The organism is Paraburkholderia sp. UYCP14C, assembly GCF_004197395.1.
Lineage (GTDB): Bacteria > Pseudomonadota > Gammaproteobacteria > Burkholderiales > Burkholderiaceae > Paraburkholderia.
In genome coordinates this window covers 1-18,949 of sequence record NZ_SELS01000030.1, presented here as the reverse complement: position 1 = coordinate 18,949, position 18,949 = coordinate 1, and the positions used below count along the sequence as shown (strand labels likewise).

The 18,949-nt window shown below is 53.4% G+C and carries 13 protein-coding genes and 1 pseudogene; all 14 read right to left on the bottom strand.

The window, feature by feature from the left end:
- Positions 1–2: 2 nt before the first annotated feature.
- The 14 genes and pseudogenes from EVC45_RS25135 to EVC45_RS25070 all read right to left on the bottom strand — a co-directional run bounded on the left by EVC45_RS25135 (position 3) and on the right by EVC45_RS25070 (position 18,135).
- Positions 3–1,532, bottom strand: a complete 1,530-nt coding sequence (locus EVC45_RS25135; RefSeq protein WP_129960941.1) for an LTA synthase family protein — start codon at positions 1,530–1,532, stop codon at positions 3–5.
- A complete protein-coding gene (locus EVC45_RS25130) occupies positions 1,533–2,318 on the bottom strand; it encodes an SDR family oxidoreductase (protein WP_129960940.1) in 786 nt (261 codons plus the stop codon). It lies immediately after the preceding gene.
- Positions 2,311–3,519 (bottom strand): capsule biosynthesis protein, encoded by a 1,209-nt coding sequence (locus EVC45_RS25125; RefSeq protein WP_129961004.1) that lies wholly within the window; start codon positions 3,517–3,519, stop codon positions 2,311–2,313. Before EVC45_RS25125 ends, EVC45_RS25130 begins: the two co-directional genes overlap by 8 nt.
- Positions 3,520–4,136: 617 nt before the next feature.
- A complete protein-coding gene (locus EVC45_RS25115; protein ID WP_211193473.1) occupies positions 4,137–5,810 on the bottom strand; it encodes a glycosyltransferase family 1 protein in 1,674 nt (557 codons plus the stop codon).
- A 43-nt stretch (positions 5,811–5,853) separates the two neighbouring features.
- Positions 5,854–7,428, bottom strand: coding sequence for a sulfotransferase family 2 domain-containing protein (locus EVC45_RS25110; protein ID WP_129960939.1), 1,575 nt, complete (start codon positions 7,426–7,428; stop codon positions 5,854–5,856).
- Between the two features lie 117 nt (positions 7,429–7,545).
- Positions 7,546–10,434: a glycosyltransferase gene (locus tag EVC45_RS25105; RefSeq protein ID WP_129960938.1), complete on the bottom strand. Its 2,889-nt coding sequence runs from the start codon at positions 10,432–10,434 to the stop codon at positions 7,546–7,548.
- 4 nt (positions 10,435–10,438) lie between these two features.
- On the bottom strand, positions 10,439–11,092 hold the full coding sequence (locus EVC45_RS25100) for an ABC transporter ATP-binding protein (protein WP_129960937.1): 654 nt from the start codon (positions 11,090–11,092) through the stop codon (positions 10,439–10,441).
- An 8-nt stretch (positions 11,093–11,100) separates the two neighbouring features.
- Positions 11,101–11,892 (bottom strand): ABC transporter permease, encoded by a 792-nt coding sequence (locus tag EVC45_RS25095; protein WP_129960936.1) that lies wholly within the window; start codon positions 11,890–11,892, stop codon positions 11,101–11,103.
- A complete protein-coding gene (locus tag EVC45_RS25090; protein ID WP_129960935.1) occupies positions 11,882–12,967 on the bottom strand; it encodes a hypothetical protein in 1,086 nt (361 codons plus the stop codon). The genes EVC45_RS25095 and EVC45_RS25090 overlap by 11 nt, the downstream gene beginning before the upstream one ends.
- Before the next feature lie 106 nt (positions 12,968–13,073).
- Positions 13,074–14,240, bottom strand: a complete 1,167-nt coding sequence (locus tag EVC45_RS25085) for a polysaccharide biosynthesis/export family protein (RefSeq protein ID WP_129960934.1) — start codon at positions 14,238–14,240, stop codon at positions 13,074–13,076.
- A 329-nt stretch (positions 14,241–14,569) separates the two neighbouring features.
- Positions 14,570–14,920: a hypothetical protein gene (locus EVC45_RS25080; RefSeq protein ID WP_129960933.1), complete on the bottom strand. Its 351-nt coding sequence runs from the start codon at positions 14,918–14,920 to the stop codon at positions 14,570–14,572.
- A gap of 61 nt (positions 14,921–14,981) precedes the next feature.
- Positions 14,982–15,914, bottom strand: a pseudogene (locus tag EVC45_RS46875) (IS481 family transposase); the annotation flags it as partial.
- A gap of 293 nt (positions 15,915–16,207) precedes the next feature.
- Positions 16,208–17,293: a GSCFA domain-containing protein gene (locus tag EVC45_RS25075; protein ID WP_129960932.1), complete on the bottom strand. Its 1,086-nt coding sequence runs from the start codon at positions 17,291–17,293 to the stop codon at positions 16,208–16,210.
- The gene (locus tag EVC45_RS25070) at positions 17,290–18,135 is read right to left on the bottom strand and encodes a WcbI family polysaccharide biosynthesis putative acetyltransferase (protein ID WP_168991530.1); all 846 of its coding nucleotides are present in this window, start codon (positions 18,133–18,135) and stop codon (positions 17,290–17,292) included. The genes EVC45_RS25075 and EVC45_RS25070 overlap by 4 nt, the downstream gene beginning before the upstream one ends.
- Positions 18,136–18,949: the final 814 nt, after the last annotated feature.

Sequence of the window (18,949 nt, the reverse complement as noted above, 5' to 3'; positions counted from 1 at the left end):
CGTTATTCTGTTGGGTGCAGCGTGCGTGTCGGCTCCTCGCGCGATACGGCTGGCGCGAGCGCTTCTACCAGGGCGACGCCAAGTTGCCCGGCGTAAAGATCTGTTCGGATGGCAGGCGCATCACCATAGTTGCGCCAGATGAAGTAGTTGCTGTGTGCCGGTTCGTTGTCGAACTGCGCGTAGACGTGCGATAGCGCCGGCACGTGATCGCCATAAAAGCACAGCACCGTGTCGCGGCGCCGTGCGCGCAGCGCGGCGAGCAGCCGGCCGAGCATTGCATCGGCATTCGCGAGGTGGCGCAGATAGGCGGTCAGGTCGCGCCATCGCTCGTCATCACCGAGCGAATGGAAAGCGGCGGCCTCGCCGGGGCGCACCGTTTCCAGATGCAGCGGGCCGTGGTTTTCCATCGTCATCGAGAAAATGAACGCGGGCTTCTCGCGCGGTTCGTCGAGTGCTTCGATGATCGCATCCGCGACCGCCATATCGGCGACGTACGGGCCCGCACGCGGTGCGTCCGCGAATGCATCGATGTCGATGAAGCGGTCGAACTGCAGATGTTTGAAGGCTCGCTCGCGACCGAAGAAATCCGCGTAATACGGGTGAATCGCGAGCGTCTGATAGCCGCCCTGCTTGAACCACGACGCAAGCGACGCGCACGCGCGCCGCACGAACGCGTACGGATAGAAACGCGCGTAGCCGAGTTGAGCTTCGTCAACGCCGGTCAGCACCGCGAACTCCGTTCGCATCGTATTCGCGCCCCACGCGGGCACCGTCAGCTCGCCGTGCTGCACCGACTCACGGCGCGCGAGATCGAAGTTGCGCAGGATTGACGGATCGATCGAGATGGATAGACGCCGCGCGTCGAAGAATGATTCGCTCTGAATCAGGATCACGTCGGGCATCGTGTGCGGCTTGCCGCTCGCAAACGGACCGGCGGCGAGCGCGGCGCGCAATTGACGCACGGTCGCCGCGCGCATGCCGTTCAGCAGATAGGCGATGAAGACCGCGAAGAAACCGTGGCGCTGCTGATCGTTGACGGCACGCAGTGTCAGCGGCAAGCGGGCGGCGCATGCGTAGGCGGCTGTGATCGAGGCGCATGCAGTGAGCAAAAGAGCCGTGACGGGCAGATGCGCGAGCGGCGGGTCCGCGACAAACGCTGCGACGACCACGACGATGCCGAGCACGATCGCAATGACGGTGCCCACGCTCAGGAACGGCAGATAAAGACGCGGATGCGCGAAGAGTTGGCTGAAGAGGCTAAGGTCGGTGAATACGAATGGCTCACGCAGCGATGCGTATTTCGCGTTGCTGACGCCTGCGAGCAGCGCGACCAATGCGATCGCGACGAAGGCCGAAAAGTGCACGCGGCCGGTGATCAGCAACACGCACACGCAGAGAAACACGATCGCTGCGACGTGCAACGCGAACGCCAACGGCGAGCGGCGCAGCGACGCGCGCGGCTTTGCCAGCGCTTCCGGCAGAAGCGCGAGGCCAGCCGCGGCCACGAAGCTGAGCGCGAGCGTCGCGTTCACTCAGTGCTCCTCGCGTGGTAGATACGACAGGCCGCCGAGGATTGCGTCGGCGAGGGCAGCGGGCAGTAACGGCAATAGCCGCATGCCGAACGCGAGCAAGCTCGGAAACGCGATTTCGGCGCGGCCTGCTTTCAACTTGCGCTGAATGTGGTGGGCGGCTTTGTCCGCTGACCAGAGGAAGGGTTTGTCACCGGGGAACACGTCGCTCATTGCGGTCTTGACGAAGCCCGGCAGAACGATCGACATGCGAATGCCATCGCGCGACAGGAGCGGACGGACTGAGTCGCCGTAGGCTTTGATCGCTGCTTTGCTTGCGCAATATGCGGGTGAGATTGCCATGCCGCGCAGTGCGGCGAGTGAGCTGATTAGCGCGACGTGGCCGTGTTTGCGCGCGCGCATGCGCGCGATCACCGGCAGCGCGGCGTGCATTGCGCCGTAGAAGTTCGTGTCAACGATTGCCGCCATGCGCCCCTGGTCTTCCCAGTCGGTTGTGGACGCGAGCGTGCTGGCGGCGCCTGCGTTGGCGATGAGCAGGTCGATCGGGTGTGTGTCGTCGAATTGGTCCAGCCAGGTTTGCATGGCTTGCGCGTCGCGTACGTCGATCAGGGCGGTCTGCACGCTTGCGCCTTTTGCGCGGCAGGCTTGCGCCGCCGCTTCGAGGCGGTCGGGATCTCGACCGATAAGGCCGAGTTGGACGCCTGGCGCCGCGTAAGCCAGTGCGAGCGCGCGACCGAGCCCGGCGCTCGCGCCGGTGATCACGATGTGGCGCGACTCGGCTTTACGCATGCGCGGCCGCCTCCAGACGTTGTACCGCTCCGGCTACGGCCATTGCGATGCCGGTCTTCGTATAGAAGTCGCCGTTGATCTGCGTGTGGTGGACGACGTAGTCGAGGAAGGCCTGGTACAGGTTCATGTCCGGCTCGCTGGCTTGGGTCCAGAAGTCGTCGAGTGAACCTTGCCAAGTGAGACCGGGCATGTTGTAGATGGACGCGCCAAGCGCCATCAGCGGGCGACGGTGGTGCAGTGCCGACAGGCCTACCGTGCTGTTCACCACCACGGCGCCGCGCGCGTTGTCGAGTAGCGTCGGCAGATGGCCGGCATCGATGAAGCGTAGGCGATCGGTGATGTCGAGGGCGCGGGCGAGTTGCAGCGCGTGACTGCGGTGGTCGATCAGGCCGGTGTCGAGTGGGTGGTTCTTCACTACGAGCCAGGTGTCCGCAGGTGCGTGACTAGCGAACGACGTCAGTACCTTGGTAATGGCTTCGCGCACGCCATCGAATGGCGAGTGCACGACGATCTGCGCGTCCGAATTCAATTGCAGCGGGAAGATGTAGTACGGCTGCTTTGCGTCGAGCAGATCACCGGTGACTTGATCGGAGTCTTTGTGATGCTGACGTTGACGCAATGCGCGAGCGGCGAGGCCCGCGTATTCGAAGAAGCCGTTTCTCGGCCGATGGCTGCGATAGTGCGGAAAGCGCGGGGCGAACAACGTGTTGGCGGCCCGATAACGGATGTCGTGCAATGCCCGTTCAAAGAGGCTATAGCCGGTGGGCTTTCCTATCGGACTGGGTGGCGTGAGACGGCGCTGCCCGAGATACCAGGCGGGATCGCTGGGCAATTTGGAGCGACCGTTGACGCCGTGTTGCTCCAGCGTCAACCAATGCGGGCGGACATAGCCTTCCTCGAATACGTGGACGCGCAGGCCGTGGGCTTGGGCTATCGGATGGATTGGGCGGTGGATTTCGCGGCAGTCGCCGAACATTATTACGTCGGTGAAACTTCCCGATTTTAATTTGTTTGCATACCAGCCACTTAATTCCGTCGCAGCGCGATCAAAATTCCACGCCTCACCCTTTCCGGCATACGCCAAATCGCCACCGCAAAAATTAACCCGACTGATAGTATGACCATGTTCACGCAATGCAGCGGCGAGCCGGCTAAAAAAAGGAGAAGCCGTGCCTTGCAAGGCGAGAAAGGAGCGGTGCATGTCAAGTACGTCGAAAGCGGCCCGAGCCTTGTTGAAGACCGCTTTGGCGGTGCGGCCTCCCACGGAGATCTCAGAATTGTTTGAATATTTGGTTGCTGGTCTAGGCAAGGATGGAGAATACAACAATATGAGATGAAAAATATGAAACAGAGCGAAAATTCCAAATAGTTGTTGGAAGCATACGAACGCGGATGACGCACTCCATATTCAGTAGCTATAATCGGCCGCCGCCTCCTTGTTCGGATCAGCAGACGTGGGGTAATTGTGCGCAGCCCATCGCGCGAGAATTGCTTGGCCTAAACTAAACCTGACAGTGGTCGGCTGATGCTGTCGGGGCGCAATGCCTTTTAGGTCAAGACCCTTCAAGGCATTGCGCCCCGCAAACCGCGAATAGTCCGCCATGACACAGGAGCAGAAAGTCATTCGCGCCGAATGTCGGCATCCTGGAACTGCCCTGGTAGCTCCGTAACGTGAGTCAAGACTTCCGCGTAATGAGTCATCCACGCGACAGTTTCTATCATTTCAAGGATCTGTACGACAAGGGCGGCTAAGCCGCGCTGCAGGTGATCACCTGTCGCCGCCCGCCGCTGAAGAACCGCGCGGATCCCGTCAGACGCTCAGATGGACTCTCCTTCCGAGTGCGGGCTCATCACTCGTTGCGAAGATCTGAGCACAGCTTCTCGCCTTTTCGGTTCGTCCCGCTGCTCGGCAATCACACGATGCAAAAAGCTAGTCCATTCCGGCAGAATATTTTCGCTGAGATAGCGCGCGCTCTGTTCTCTTCCCACAGTTCGTAAATGTTCGCGACGAGCTTCGGCTCCTTCATCGCAGACCAAATAGTTTAGTTTATCTTTCAGTGCTTCGGAATCGTATGGATCGAAATAATCGGACGCGTCCCCATAGATCTCCCGGTGCACCGGAATATCTGACGCGACGACAACGCCGCCACAACGCATTGCCTCCACGCCGGAAAAATCAAAACCCTCTCCAACACTTGGACAGACCGTGAGCAAAGCCTCGCGGTACAGAGCCCTCAGATACGGTGCTGGAACACCCTGCAACATCACGAGGCCACCTTGCTCCACTGCTGGAACGCACGCGTCTAGAGTCGCGCTGTAGTCCCAACCTACATGACCAACAAAAACGAGCGCGAGATCGGGGGCGAGTGTTTCCCGAAGCGACTGCCAGGCCTCCAGCAGTCGCATGTGATTTTTGCGCGGCTCCAGAGTCGATACCATTAATAGGAATCGAGCGCCCCTACCGAACTTCTTAGCGTAGAACTCAGACTTCTCGAGTTCTGAGTTAAACCTCTTTGCCAAGCTCCACTTGTTCCTGCCATCTTTCGTTTCGAAGTTGCCGTGTAGGTAGCGGCGAACTATTCCACCAACTCCATCCTTCTCCAAGGTACTTGGGAAATAGTGAGACGGCAAGATATTGTGGATGGTGATCGATCGGGCCTCAGCCTCTGGAAAAAGCGTTATCAAATCCCGCCTTGTCGCCTCTGAAACGCAGACGAACCAGGCACCGTCACGCACGTTTGCTGCTAGCGCATGGAAATGACTTGCCTCGTGGAACGCTCGATCTGAGATCGTGTGCGGCATCAGGAGCGGCAACGCGTCGTGATAGTGAATAACGAGAGCCGTACCATCCTTGACGCGCCCCGGGTAGGGAGTTTGCGCGATCAAAACGTCAATACCCGAGGTATCAATAACCGGATAACGTGACTTTTTAAAGAACAGGGCGCGGTCGATACCAGATTCGTGCATCCACCTCCAAGGTACCGGGCATATGAAATGGTCCGAGCTCAGCACCTTCTCGCGCTCACTTGCAGGTACACTTCTGGAGAAGATATGCTGCCAGACAAAATCGCGAAAATGTCGAGTTTCAAAGAGTCGCAGTTCTATCGACCTGCCGAAGAAAAACGCTCCAATACGCAATCGAAGTTTAATGTCCAAAGACATCACTGCATCGATAACGGCGGTCTTCCAGTCGAAATAGGTTTTGCCGCGGACAGACACGACTACCTGAGAAAACCGGTGAAGTCGATCTCCGTCGGCAATCATTCTCCCGGCGACCACGCCCCCTTTCGTGACGCGTTTGGACATTTGTATCAACCCACGCACACGCATACCACAGCCCATCAGCGCGCTAAACAGCAGCCGGTTCTCCTGCGGAATTCCGTAAAATCCATCCAGCGCTGCACGCAAATCGACCACGACTTGCGGATCGCTCGTATTGTTCTTCTCTGAAAACGGCATCTTAAAATCCAGAAATTCAATGTTGCAGTTCAACCGGATACCTCGCTCACCGGCAAGAAACCCGTTCAATGTTGAATCAGCCGGTCACCTCGACCTCAAGGTCCTGGCAGGTGAACCCTCGTTGGTCGAACCAGCAAATCATCTCTTGAACAGGGATTATCTGCAAAATATACGTCCCGGGCCTTTCTGGAGCACACACCCTGATATCCGTTTTAACGGAAGATCCCCCATTCAGGCGAGACGTAGGAAACGGCGTTCTGACGCCATCACGCACCACCACCGACCTGTCACCACACAGCCATCTATAGGACAAGCTTATCGGATAGCGCTCAAACCCGATCCAGTCTTGCCGGCTGCCGTTCGTCAGCTCAATAGCTACGTCGAACCGCTGCCCGGCGCGTACTTTGGTTGGAACATTTTGCGCAACGATCCGCCCACTTCCGTCATTTACGAACGAAAAAGGCTTAGTCTGTCGCTTGGAGAACCTAGTGGTTCGGGTGACAGGAAGGTACCCCGATTGTGCGCGCTCCCTGGAAACTCCTACTCTGAAGCCTCGGATACGATTCAGCTTAGCGACACATACACCTTGATCAAATATTTCGACGTTTACGTAAAATCGCCCTTCCGGAAAATTTGCGCAGAACGTGAAGTTCATTTCGCAAACACCACCACTGGAAAGGTCGTCCCCTTCGAAATCAATAGCTCCAAATTCTGAAAAAGCTTCGCCATCGCTCTCGTCACAGATAGAGAATCTGAACTTGGGCGCATTCAATCCAATCGCTACAGAAAACATCAGGTCGAAAGTTAGCAACTCGCCCCAGACCTGCTTTCCACGCAAGCTACTGCTGACGAGAATAAAGTCTTCGCGCCAACGATCGTCGAATGACTTCAGGCCGCTCCAGCGATCCCACTTGCGCGGCAAAACCTGCGCGGGGATGACGCCGCGCCTGGAGTATTTCTCCCTCAGGATATTATAAAAAATAATATCCTCCGAGAAGATCGATTCCAACTTCCTCCTCAATGCGGGAGAAACATTTTCGACCTCTGGCCTGCCTCTTGTGATATTCGCTTTGGCCAACGCTCCCGGCGGCTCCAAACCGATAAGGCGCGCGATGTCGTCCACCAGCGCCCCCATATCCTCCTGAAAGCCCCAAACGGAGTATTTCAAAAAGTTCTCGATCGCCACGTCCACTCGCGAACCTTCCCGGGGACAAACATCGTAAAAATGGTCCACGTAATGCTGCGAGTGTTGTCTCAACACATAGAGATCGTCGTCGCTGATTTGCGATTGTTCCTCAGAAACACTCAAGATCCGTTGCGCCGCGGCAAATATCTCCGGCGCCTCGCTAGGTACGTGATTCTGTACTATGAAGAAAAGCCAGCTAACTGCTCTGTCGATCGGCTCTCGCAAACAGGTTATATATTCATATCTTGGATCGAGATCTTCGCCCGAGAAATGCGTGTGCGAAAGTATGACAGAATACCTCCCCCCGAAACGCCGAATTACTTCTTGGTGGTTTCCCAGCGCGGTATCGGAAACGCAGCCTTCGCCTAACGCGGATTTCAACCAAGCACCTAAAGCCGTGCCAGCCGTCTTCGGCAGATGGTCAACAAATATGCGCCCCGGATAAACACCACCATTATTTTTCATAAATAGATCTTCTATTTGGCTACGAGCCGGCCGGATCGGCCGACTAAAGTCCTAATGAGGCGGACAGCAACTGCCTCGGGAATTTCCCTCGTTCGTTATCGTCCGCCCCTTGTCCGCTCATTCCGCCTGCAACTCGTGCACCGCCGAGAACCTTGCTTTTCGCTCCATCGTCATTCGCACTAGCGGTGCAAAAATTGAGTCAATCCTTGCATTGTGATGCCGCACATCGAATTGGGCTCCCTGCTCGGCGGCGGCCGCAGACAGATCGAAAAATTCCCCGTTTGAGTGCTCGAAGAGATCCATCAATCTTTCCGTATTGGCGACTAATCCGTCCTCATCTGAGAACAACAAAAAGGAAAGTCCTTCACCCAGAACCTCGGGTATTCCGCCACCAGAGAATGCAACCGGGACGCAACCTGCCGACATGGCCTCCGCGATCGCCATTCCAAAATGCTCCATCGATTCCGGATCGATGGAAGCTACGCCAAGTCCCGACGCATGCCAATACACAGGGGTGTCGGACAACAATTGCAGGAGCCTATTTCGCGAGCAATTTGTCAAAATTTCAATATTTTCGCCTTCCGCCGCTGAGTAGAGTTCAGACAGATAGCTAACGGAATCCGGATCCTTAAGGTTCACCGACCCCACAAGGGTTAGCTTCCAGTCGAAATCGCGCCGCTTACGGGCGATTTTCTTGAAAGCATTGATCATCTCAAGCTGACGCTTGTTATGTCCATTCTTGAAGAACCGGCCGATGCTCAGAATATTTTTCACGCGCGCATTTCCGTCGCGCCGCTCATTACTGAATGCACGGATACCACTGGCGTCGATAGGAGGATACAACACTTCAACGGGAGCCCAGTTCCCCCAATATGTCTTCGTCCACTCCGCCGTGAAGTCCGAATTAGCCAAAATGAGGTTGTAACTCGCAAGACATTCCGGAGTCACATGTCGATGAGGAAAACTCAGCAAATAGACGGAATAGTGCGCTCGAGAAATCAGATTGCTATGATGAGTTGTATTGACGAACAGGTCGTAGTGCTTGGTATCCTGAGACGAAAACCCGCCTACAATAATCTTCCTAACACCCTCCAGTTTCAGATTAAAATACGCTCGCAAGCCGTCCAGATCAAAATCGTGCGGTGAAATCAAATCGATTCGACCGTATTTCGAAAGAGCTTCGGCCAAATAGAGTGCTCGGAGCTCGCCACCACCCTTTGTATTCCAATAAAGGTTATAGATCCCTATCGCCGGCAATCTAGTTCCTCTAGAAAAAATCAGCCCAGCTTTGACCCTTCCGATAAATCCCAACGTTTCGGCCCTGAGATCCGGTATACCACGAATGAATTCAAGATCGACAGCTTCAAATTTCACACCGTTCGCTGCGGAATGTTCTAGGTGCTTCCAATTTGACTGTGCAGCCGCGAGCTGTGCTTCCAGAAGATGCGGAAAGTGAATGGCCATGAAACCGAGCCGATTTTTCGCGATCAACCGTTTAAAAAGTAGCGATTTATCGCTGCTGGTTGACGCGTGCTTGTGCCGTACGACTGCAGTCGGGTAATAGTGAATCAACCATCCACCTGAGCGAAGACGGATCGACAACTCGGAATCTTCGTAATATGCGAAAAAATCCGGTGCAAATAGTGGATAATTCCCCAAGGCGGAACGGCGGATCAGCGCAACGCAGCCGCATAGCGCGTCGCGCGTGCTCGGGTTGTCATACTGGCCTTCATCTACTTCGTAGATGCCGATATCTCCACACTCCCCTTCGGGCGTAACGTACGATCCTGCATTATTGATTATTGCTTGCGCTTTGCCTCGCTCACAATCGATGGTGACAATTTTTTTATGTTCTGGTCGGATCTCAATCCGAACCTTCGATTTCTCCGAACCGGAGATTGTGACGTTAATGTTAGCATCCGACGCGCGTTCATAAGCCAACGTCACCTTCAGTTTGACCGCTCCGACCGGCACCATGAAACGGTGCTCCTTAAGAGCATTTTTCAACTTTGTCAGCGGAATTAGCTTTTTGTAGTCGCCCAACTGGCCGAGCAACTCTTCCTCGTCCAACCAGAACGAGTCGTCGGATGTGACCTTCAGAGTCATGAAATCCTTATAAAACAGGATTTTTGGAATGACGGCCGCTACATTTTTTTTGTCGCACTCTCCGAAGCCCCTCCAAAGGTCTTCAATCAAGCTAGGACCAAAGCTGATGTCATTGTTCATGAGCAGCAACAATTCACCTGCCGCCGCTTCTTGGCCAATGTTGTTCGCCTCCGCAAAGCCAAAATTCTTCGCGCTGGCGATGATCTTGATCTTGGGTATTGCTTTTTTCGCTACCGATATCGAGGCGTCCGACGAATTATTATCGACGAAAATTACTTCGAAGTTCTTATATGTCTGCTTCCCCAGGCAGTCACCTAGCTCACGGAGATGCCTTTCACCGTTGTAGTTCACAACGATGATGGAAATCAGTGGGGCCGCCCCCAAGTCAACTGGAGTCGGGTATTTGACAGATGACGGAACGACCACGCTTGTCTGCGATTTAGCCCCTTGTTCTTTCGCGCGTGCCACGACCGCGACCCTCTGCTCCGGCGCGGAGCCATTGAGATCCGCGCCAGCTTTGATTGCCCCCACCGGGTCACTTTTCGCTGAGAGAGTAGTCGTACTGGTAGCACGCACGGCCGACAAAATTCCAATCAGGTTTTCTTTAGCCCGGATATTGGCGAGCCGCTTACGTCTGAATGGTCGCAGCATCGGTACTCCGATATTGCCATTCGCTCTGAATACCTTGGCGAGCCTCGATCGCGCATTGTGATCGAGAAGATTCTCTGGCGAACGGGCGAGGTCGTATAGGATGTCGATTCGGTTTGCGCCCGAAAGTAGCCGCGCGAGATAGTGTTCCCGCCCGTCACGATCGATCTCGCGGCCGAACATATACTTGTATGCTCCGCTCAGGAATTCTTCAGATGTGCACTCGAGCAGCTCGTAGATATTTTTATTCATGATTTCACAGTTCTTTATATGCTGTAATCGCGTCACTTACGTTTTCGAATATCTTCAACCGCCCCTTTTCCAGTAGCGCGGCATGGTCGCAGTGTTCCTCGATTAGTTCCGTTTGGTGGGTAACTATTACCATGGCTCTATCGCGGCGTTTCTGGAAAAGCTCGACGTCACATTTTTTCGCAAATTGATGATCGCCAACGGCCATTGCCTCGTCGATCAAGAAGCAGTCAAATTCGATCGACATTGAGATAGCGAAAGCCAGTCGCGACCGCATACCAGCGGAGTACGTTTTAACGGGCTCATTTAGATAGACGCCTAGTTCTGCGAACTGCTTCACATACTCGATAGTTCCTACGGGGTCTATCCCATACACCCTGGAAATGAGCCGGGCATTATCCTTACCAGTCAAGCTCCCTTGAAAGGCGTCTCCGAAAGCTAACGGCCACGAAACCGTCATCGACTTTTTCAGCAACCCCGAATTGGGTAGATCGGAACCACTCATGATCCGGATCAACGTCGACTTACCCGCGCCATTCCGCCCTAATATTCCCCACTTCTGCCCAGGTTGGACCGCAAGATTGATTTTATCAAGAACCAATCGACGATCACGCCCGTGATGCACCGGATAGTGCTTACTTACATTAATTAGTTCCAACATCGATCTTGTTAGTGCAAGCTAATTTTTCTGATAGACATCTGGGTTAATCCATACGCAAACAACATTAGAGCAAGAGTCGCGAATATCGTGTATGGAATGTTATAAAATGTAGTCATTCTCATACCATAATAGCCGTGACGGAAATACTCAACTGCATCTACAAGCGGAAACCATAGCAGCAAATCCCGGTATTCTCTCGGTAACGTCGACAGCGGAATAAATACACCAGAAAATGGAAGCATCAGATACAATATAATATGAGAGACTCTCTCAATCGATTCACTGAGCTCCGACAGCGCCGCCATAATCAATACGAAGCAAAACGAAAACCAAATGATCAGCATATAGCCACCGACCATTGAAAAAATATCGTCTGGCCATTGGCAAATATTCAACTGAACAAGGATGATAAACAGAATAAAAAAAGCTCCAGCCGATCCGGAAAATTCCAACAAAATTCTGGAATAAATAATATCAATCGGACGAATAGGTTGATGATGCAACAGTGCGCGATTCACTTCCAGCGCCTTTATTACGCGTCCGGTCCCATTGCGCCAAAGTAACAGCGTAGGATAGCTGACGGACAAATATTCGGCAATCGGAAAGGCCGCCTTCCTTTCGATGTGGCTAAAAATAATCATCACGCCGACAATAAACATTGCCGGCTCTGCGAGCAGCCAAAATACGCCCAGACCCTCTCTGCCAAACCGGGTGATTACTTCGCGCATCGTAAGGGCCCATATCACTCGCCCTTGAATTCGTGCCTTTGTAAATAAATCGAATTCGTTTTCACCGATCATTATGTTCTCGAATTCCCGCGAAGATCACACTAAACACGCCCCATAGCAAAAGCCCGACCATCAGCGTCGATAATACCCCTCGAATTCGTCTCGGCTCCAATGCCTCGTCCGGGAGGCTTGGGGTTGAGATGGTCTCAAGGAACAGTTGCTGCTTCTGCGCCTGAATCCGCGCTTGCTCCAAAGAGGTTAGAGAGGCCGCCAGTTCCTTCTCGGCGAAGTCCTTCTCAAGTGAGAGTTTCTCGTAGTCTACCGCATTGCTCGCAAGCGACGAATTACCTCCGGTAATTTCGCTCATCTGCTTCTGAATCTGGCTCTGAAGCGTTGCATCTTCAATTTTCAACGCTGCAATTTGAGGATTCAGCGGCGAAATAGACTCCAGCTGATGCAGCCTTGTATCGTTGGCGATTAAGTCATCCTGCAATTTGCTGATCAACTGTGCCTTAAGGGTTACTTGCGGTTCCGGGCTAAACACACCCTTCTTGTTACGATATTCGGCCAGACTGACGGATGCCATCTCGACTTTTGACTTCGCATCGATCACACTTTTCTCAAAGAACCGGACGGCGTCCTTGTTCGCCCTTTCATTTAATCGGTTTACCAACTCCTGGCTTTGGGTCAACAATTCGCTGTTTATCCGCCGCGCGTCTTCCGCTGTATATGCTTTGGTACGGAGAGTTGTAATATTCGAGGTCGAATCGATGTCCTCGCCAATCATGTGCTGATAATAATCAAACAACTTTTCGTTGCTTCGGTCTGGCCAAAACACCCCCCCGAACCTGTTAAACAGGTCGGCATCGCGATTGGTGTAGATCTCAGTGACCTTAATACTCTTTTCCAAGGCGCGCAATGCGTCGCGCGAAAGAATATAGTCTCTCACCGCGTATACGCCGGAAGAAGAATTACTCAATCCCGCAGTCTGCAGGAATGAGCTCAATCCTGTGGATTGCTGAGTCTGCTGACTGTAAATTACAAAGCTGGATTCCGATATATATACATCGCTCGCCAACGGTCCGAAATATAAAATTGAAATCGCGACAGGTATGACAACAACCCCAAAAAACAGCCTATCCGCCATCGAAAGGCGCTTTATTATATTAAAGCTCAATTGACTTCACCAATTAATTTTCAGATGCGAAATCTTATCGAAATTACACGTCTTTTCGTTGCAAAAACGATTACGATTACCTAAATGTCTGTACGCCATAAACAATTGGATACGCAATAGAAAAGATCACGTTCAGAAATTTTTGCAACTCGGCGACTGGCGCATTTGATACGTAAAGTACGTCCTTATTATCCATCATGAAGCTCTGAGCAACAAAGAACGAACTCGGGTCTTTTAGATTGACGCGATAGATCACTGGCACCTTGCCGTCTGCTGTCGTACGAACAGGCTGGTTCGGCCAGTTAAGAGCGCCTGCATTCTCCATGCGGAAAATGAAGACCCCCTTTGCATCCGAACGGGAGTCTTCGAGACCACCAGATCGTGCCATCGCCTGCGCGAGCGTAATACCTTGCGCTTCGAAATTGATTTCCTGATTTTTCCCCGTGGCACCGAGAGACGTGAAACTGAATGGCTGGAAGAGTGCCGTTACAATGTCGCCCGCATGTAGTGGCACATTCTGTCGAGGATCGCGAATGACGGTTTCAAGTGGCAGCGATGCAACCGTTTCGCCTCGCGTAACCTGAATGGTGATTTTGTCGACAGGTTGCTTTACTCCACCCGCGGCCGCTAGTGCGTCCAGCACGCGCTCACCGCGGGCGCTTAACGCCATCCTGTTGCTGCTTGCGACATCGCCCACTACGGTTATATAAGAAGTCGCGTTGTGCGAGAGCTTCACTAACACTTGCGGATCGTGCGCGATAAATTTAAGTTTTAAAACGATGTCGCGCTGCAGTTCGGACGGCGTCCGCCCTGCAGCCTTCACCTCTCCCGCGAACGGCACGCTAATTTTGCCGTTTCCGTCGATGGTTTGATCCGGCAGAACCGTCACGCCCGCGAGGCTTGCGCCAGCCTTCGAATCGAGTTGCGAAGCACCAAACAAGGTGGCAGGCGGCGCCTCCCAAATCGATACTTCAATGGTGTCCCCCACACCGAGTTGCTGTTGAAACGATGTGCCGCTACCCAACGTGGTGGCAAAGTTCCCGACGCTACGTTCGGCGAACAGTTTGCGAGCGACGTCGTCCGTCACATCGACAATCTGAATGCCTGTGGGATTCGCGGTAGCCGCTGCGCTGCTTACCTGTGAACTGCTAGGCCCGGAGGTGGGAATGCTCGAACAACCAGAATCCGAAATCGCGCCCAATGCGGCCGCGGAGAAAATGACATAACGAGACAGACGCGACATTTATGGCGATGTATTAGTAAGTAATTAAGGCGTGACGCGGATTGTCTCATGCTCGGGCGACGAATTGCGCAATCTGACGAAAATCCCACACTACGATCACAAAAATGAAACGTAGCTTGCATCGCCGCTGTCAAGTATTCGGCAAACATGACGAAAGGAAAAACATACTGGGCGCTGGCAAACGTTTGCATTTGAGCTGGTTCCCCTGAATTATCAGACACGGCCTCCCATTTCAAATAACGGGTAGGGCATACGACTGGGTTTGTGACTAACGACAGGCAACAAATGCTGGAAGTGTTGACAGGGGGAGGGTCGGCGACAATCGTCACTCAACCAAACGCTGACGATGTTGCGAGAGAGTTTTGAGCCGGGCTGTTGCACGCCAGCACGGCGTCGATCCCAACCAGCTGTTTCACCCACTCTGCTGTCAAAGGATGGCAGTCTGTCAGTGTCGGCAAGAAAGTCGCTCCCTTGAGCTTATAGGCATTGCGAATGTTGATGACCTTCTCGCGAATAAATGACTGAAGGTTATTAGATCTGGAAAGGTAAGCCGCAAGCAAACTGATGTACCTTCCTTCGCGAAATATCGCATGGATTGAAAGATGCTGCCTATCACCCGGCAGCAGGCCGTCAATCAGTTGGCTATTCTGTGCGGGGAGCGCATCGCCTGCGCCCCCCATCTGCTTGACCGCAACGGAAGCGAACGTGGATCGAGATCTGCTCAGCTTTTACAAGTGTGAGGTGATGTTCGACAAGGGTCTTGACGATTTGTCATTCGCCGGTGCCGGATTCGCTCTTCCGAACGATCATAGGCGCTCTCAACCTCCTCCACGAGAGGTGTGATTTCGCCCAGTTATGCGATACGGTCGACGGGCGCATTGTCGCCGAGTGAGCAATTCGAACGGCGCCCGTTTCAAACAGACTGCCACTCCTCAATTCCCGGCTCAATCTTGTGATTAGACGGGACATGACGGAACCAGGAGTCGTTTAGGTCAGTAAGTTGGGAATCCCCGACTCCACCATTGAGATGCCGGGAGCACGGCGGGAATGGACCAAATTTGATGCGCTCGCTCTTCAGACGTCGCTGCACCGATTCGGCGGAGAACTCGCCCCTCAGTCTGGTTACGTTGGATCGGAAACGGCATCTCCCCGATAGAGCAAGAAAAAGCAGCATATTGCGGGCGTTTCTGCGCGGGCAAACAGCCAGTATGCAGAAGCGCGAACAGTCATCGATGGCCTCGTATTGATGGACGCGTTGCCCGATCTTTGTCGTCTCCATGTGGACTCTCCCCGGGAGCCGGGCGGCTAGAGCGTCTGGGACGTGCCAGCCGCCTTAAAGTGCACTAACAGCTTCACAGAGGCCGTTCTGAGCATCTGGTGAATTCTGGCGAGGCACAGTTCTCGTTGCTCGCGGAGAGGCAGATCGTTCTGGATCCGCTGTGCCCGCTTGTGTTCGGAGCGCAGCCGGAGAATTGTCGCCCCGCCACCCTCTGAAACTTTCCGGGTTGGGCTGCCAAGAGGGCGGAGACTTTGCGAGCAAAGATCTACTTCTCCGGCATCCCGATAGCGCCGTGGCCACCTGCGAAGCGTCGGCCTCTAAATCCCGAGCCGCGCACATACGAGACCCGGGTTGCAGGTCTCGCGATACGTCAGCACCCAACTTAATCGAGTCAAGATTTCTCGGTTCACCGCTTCATTTTGGTTGAAGCGACGTGTGTAAATCACACATCTGAATCGCCGCAGGGTTCCTCCGCCTGGCGCCACCGTCATTTGGCGAGGCTCCCTCGTCCTGCACAAAATCACTGCGAGATACCGCATTTTCAAACCATGGGACCGCCCGAACATGCGAGTAAATCTCAGTCCTCGGCGGAATGCTGTCTTGTACTGACCGTAGAATGCAGCGCGTCATTCGTAAACATTCCCCATCATTGAGACGCGCAGTCGCGATCTGCTGCTTGCAGGCCCAGCTAGAAAGATACTCGCTCGATCATCTCTTCGTCGCAAACCACGCGGTCCATGCGGAAATGTGACTGCTCCGCCGCGATGCCGTCGTTTGGGGAATTCGCTACCTCAGCATCTGTGGTTCGACCCGCGCCACTCGAAGAAGCTATGTAGTTTCGGACGAAGCACCTCATGACGTGGCTGACGCCAATACTATTAATCTCGCGCAGGTCATTTTCATAGTACCGACCCGCGTTAAAATTGCCCGTGATGATTTCGAATGACGGGAAGTAATCCACCCAATTGAATTCGGCAGTTACCATCTCGGCCGCCACCCGAAGAACCGACTTGCTATACGTCGTCGAAGTGAGCACGTGCCTCCTCTCAAAGGTCGCAATGAGTGGGACCGGTGAGACCGTCAGTAGCACTCGAATCTTCGGATTAACGCACTTGAGTTGAGAGAGGAAGCGACGCAGGTCAGAAACAACGTCCTCAATGTTGAAATTTGCGAATTCGTAGCTTATCGAATCATAGGATCCTCCGGAAACGCCCGGCGCCAAGGGGAAGACATCCCCCGAAGTGCGACTCAGCCAGCTCTCGGTCAGTCCAAGCGTGAATACGAAAATATCCGCATCCAAAAACACCGATCTCACGTGTTTCATATGGATTTGCCGGGCCTCCTGCATATCATCGGGGCTGGCAAAGCCTGCAGGCTCAATGGCAGGGCGAAAAGGATCTACGTACCGACCATCCTCTCGTACCCACGCGCTTTCGCTTTTCGAACGGGCACCGAAAGCCTCTTCAAACGTTTGTAGTAATTGCCTGACGGTATAGATATTTCCGTAACGTGCGGAGAATACCCCATACCCCAACGCCAATTTTTTATCTGGATCCAAATTTTCCCCAGATTCTGGCACAAAGTAATTGAAACCAATGGAGGACAACCGACGAGAAATGTGCTGCGCGAAACAACTTCCAGCGGTCGCGACTCGGTCCGACTTTTCAATCACAAACTTCGGGGAAACGACCGGGTCGACCGCATGCATATCTACAGCAGAAATGGCGCGCCTCCAGAAGTGGTGATCATCCAGGTCTTTATAGGGATTATTCATATCTGCTCCGAAATCAGGTTCATAGCGCGTTCATAATATAGACTTTGTATTTCGAGACCATCCACGGGAAATTTCCTGTATGCCTCGTAACTGCCAGCAATGAACTCATCCAGCCCGAAAAACTTATAGGGAAAGGACTTGAAAAGGTATGAACCACAATCCAGCCCATATCGCTCAGCGATCTCCGGATAAACGGGAAAGACGGGAGCAACTGCGAGGTTGTCATGCGGTCGGAACGCACTCTGGATATAGTCGTCACCTTTGAGCATTTTGGCTACTTTTGCAGCCACATCGTAAATCGCATCAATCTTTGGGTGATTGACGCTGTGCATGAAGCCGCCTCTTCTCATCCATCCAGAAAATTCAGATCGGACATTTAAACCGTAAGCATCAAAATTTTGGATAAATTCCTGTTTTGCCGCGTCCCACATCGAGAAGTAGCCAAGGCGCTCATAAACGTCCCCTACAAACAGACGGCGTGCTTCAGATTCAGTTAATCCCTTCCTGAAGGCAACTGCGATGATCACCGAATGGTAATCGTCCATTGGACTTTTCACGGGTACGCCGTCGCAACGCACATACGTTAGATCGGGGTGAAAACCTTGAAAATAGAAGGACGGAACGAAGGTTACATGGTCCGTACCGGAAAGATCAAGTTCGTGCCTGAATAAAGGATTCAAGATCACTTGGCTGTACTCGCCCAATTTCGATTTCCAGCCGGTCATCTCAGAACGAAAGCTCCAGATGTCACATGTCTCAACCTTCACGAAGGGACAAAGTAGCGATAGACAGTTCCCAAGTCCCACGGTTTGACAGTTCGATACTACGAGCCACTTTTCCATTTGGATTTTTAATTAAAATTCTTAATCGAAATAATGATTTGAAATTACATACGATTCGATCTCAACACGGATGCTTGCACCCCACTCCGGCGCGCTGCCGTTTAAAACAAGATTGAATTAGCGTAATTCGTGAAGCCACATCATAATAGCACCTCACATCCCTTTCAATACGTGATTTGCGCTGGTTATGGATACGCCGGCAACACTTCCGAATCCGGATCTGGTCGAGCCTACGACAGACGTCGTAGCACGACAAATCTGCGTTGGGCTAGACTGCCGACGTTCATTTCTCGTCTTGAGCATTTGGCGAGGTGTAATCTGAGGGAATGACTGACTTTTAAGACGCGTGCGCGCATTCTACTGTGTATTTTTCTAACATGGTGCGCTTGATGCAGTTGCGTCTGTTCCGCGCCCTCCTCAGCGCCTTCCGGCTGCGCGTCAATCAGACAGCAGGCGATTTCAAGTTGCTTTTCCAACAAGTTATTTCGGACAGGCGGATAAGTTCTTTCGCTGTCGGATTCGCCTCGTAGACGGCGAGCGACAGCTAGTCCAGCGTGGAGTGCAAGCGCACCGGATTGCAGAAAGGGACGATGTACCAGCTTATATCGCACCGAGCCACATCGTAGTTGGCATACTGACACTGGCACACGCGCTCCATTTTCAGGTTCAGCGGCTCATGCTGCAAAACAGGTGATGCCGCTTCAGCACTTCAGCAAGGCCTGGTACTCACCGCTGCATACTGGGCGGATTCAACCGGTCGTCGCAACACGAGATTGTTGAACAGATTTTAGGTACTCGTCCAGAGCTTCGGCCG

Excerpts from the sequence above, each read along its gene's own strand:
- EVC45_RS25130 (WP_129960940.1), bottom strand. The coding sequence starts at position 2,318 with ATGCGTAAAGCCGAGTCGCGCCACATCGTGATCACCGGCGCGAGCGCC.
- EVC45_RS25125 (WP_129961004.1), bottom strand. The coding sequence starts at position 3,519 with ATGCACCGCTCCTTTCTCGCCTTGCAAGGCACGGCTTCTCCTTTTTTT.
- EVC45_RS25110 (WP_129960939.1), bottom strand. The coding sequence starts at position 7,428 with ATGAAAAATAATGGTGGTGTTTATCCGGGGCGCATATTTGTTGACCAT.
- EVC45_RS25105 (WP_129960938.1), bottom strand. The coding sequence starts at position 10,434 with ATGAATAAAAATATCTACGAGCTGCTCGAGTGCACATCTGAAGAATTC.
- EVC45_RS25100 (WP_129960937.1), bottom strand. The coding sequence starts at position 11,092 with ATGTTGGAACTAATTAATGTAAGTAAGCACTATCCGGTGCATCACGGG.
- EVC45_RS25095 (WP_129960936.1), bottom strand. The coding sequence starts at position 11,892 with ATGATCGGTGAAAACGAATTCGATTTATTTACAAAGGCACGAATTCAA.
- EVC45_RS25090 (WP_129960935.1), bottom strand. The coding sequence starts at position 12,967 with ATGGCGGATAGGCTGTTTTTTGGGGTTGTTGTCATACCTGTCGCGATT.
- EVC45_RS25085 (WP_129960934.1), bottom strand. The coding sequence starts at position 14,240 with ATGTCGCGTCTGTCTCGTTATGTCATTTTCTCCGCGGCCGCATTGGGC.
- EVC45_RS25080 (WP_129960933.1), bottom strand. The coding sequence starts at position 14,920 with ATGGGGGGCGCAGGCGATGCGCTCCCCGCACAGAATAGCCAACTGATT.
- EVC45_RS25075 (WP_129960932.1), bottom strand. The coding sequence starts at position 17,293 with ATGAATAATCCCTATAAAGACCTGGATGATCACCACTTCTGGAGGCGC.
- EVC45_RS25070 (WP_168991530.1), bottom strand. The coding sequence starts at position 18,135 with ATGGAAAAGTGGCTCGTAGTATCGAACTGTCAAACCGTGGGACTTGGG.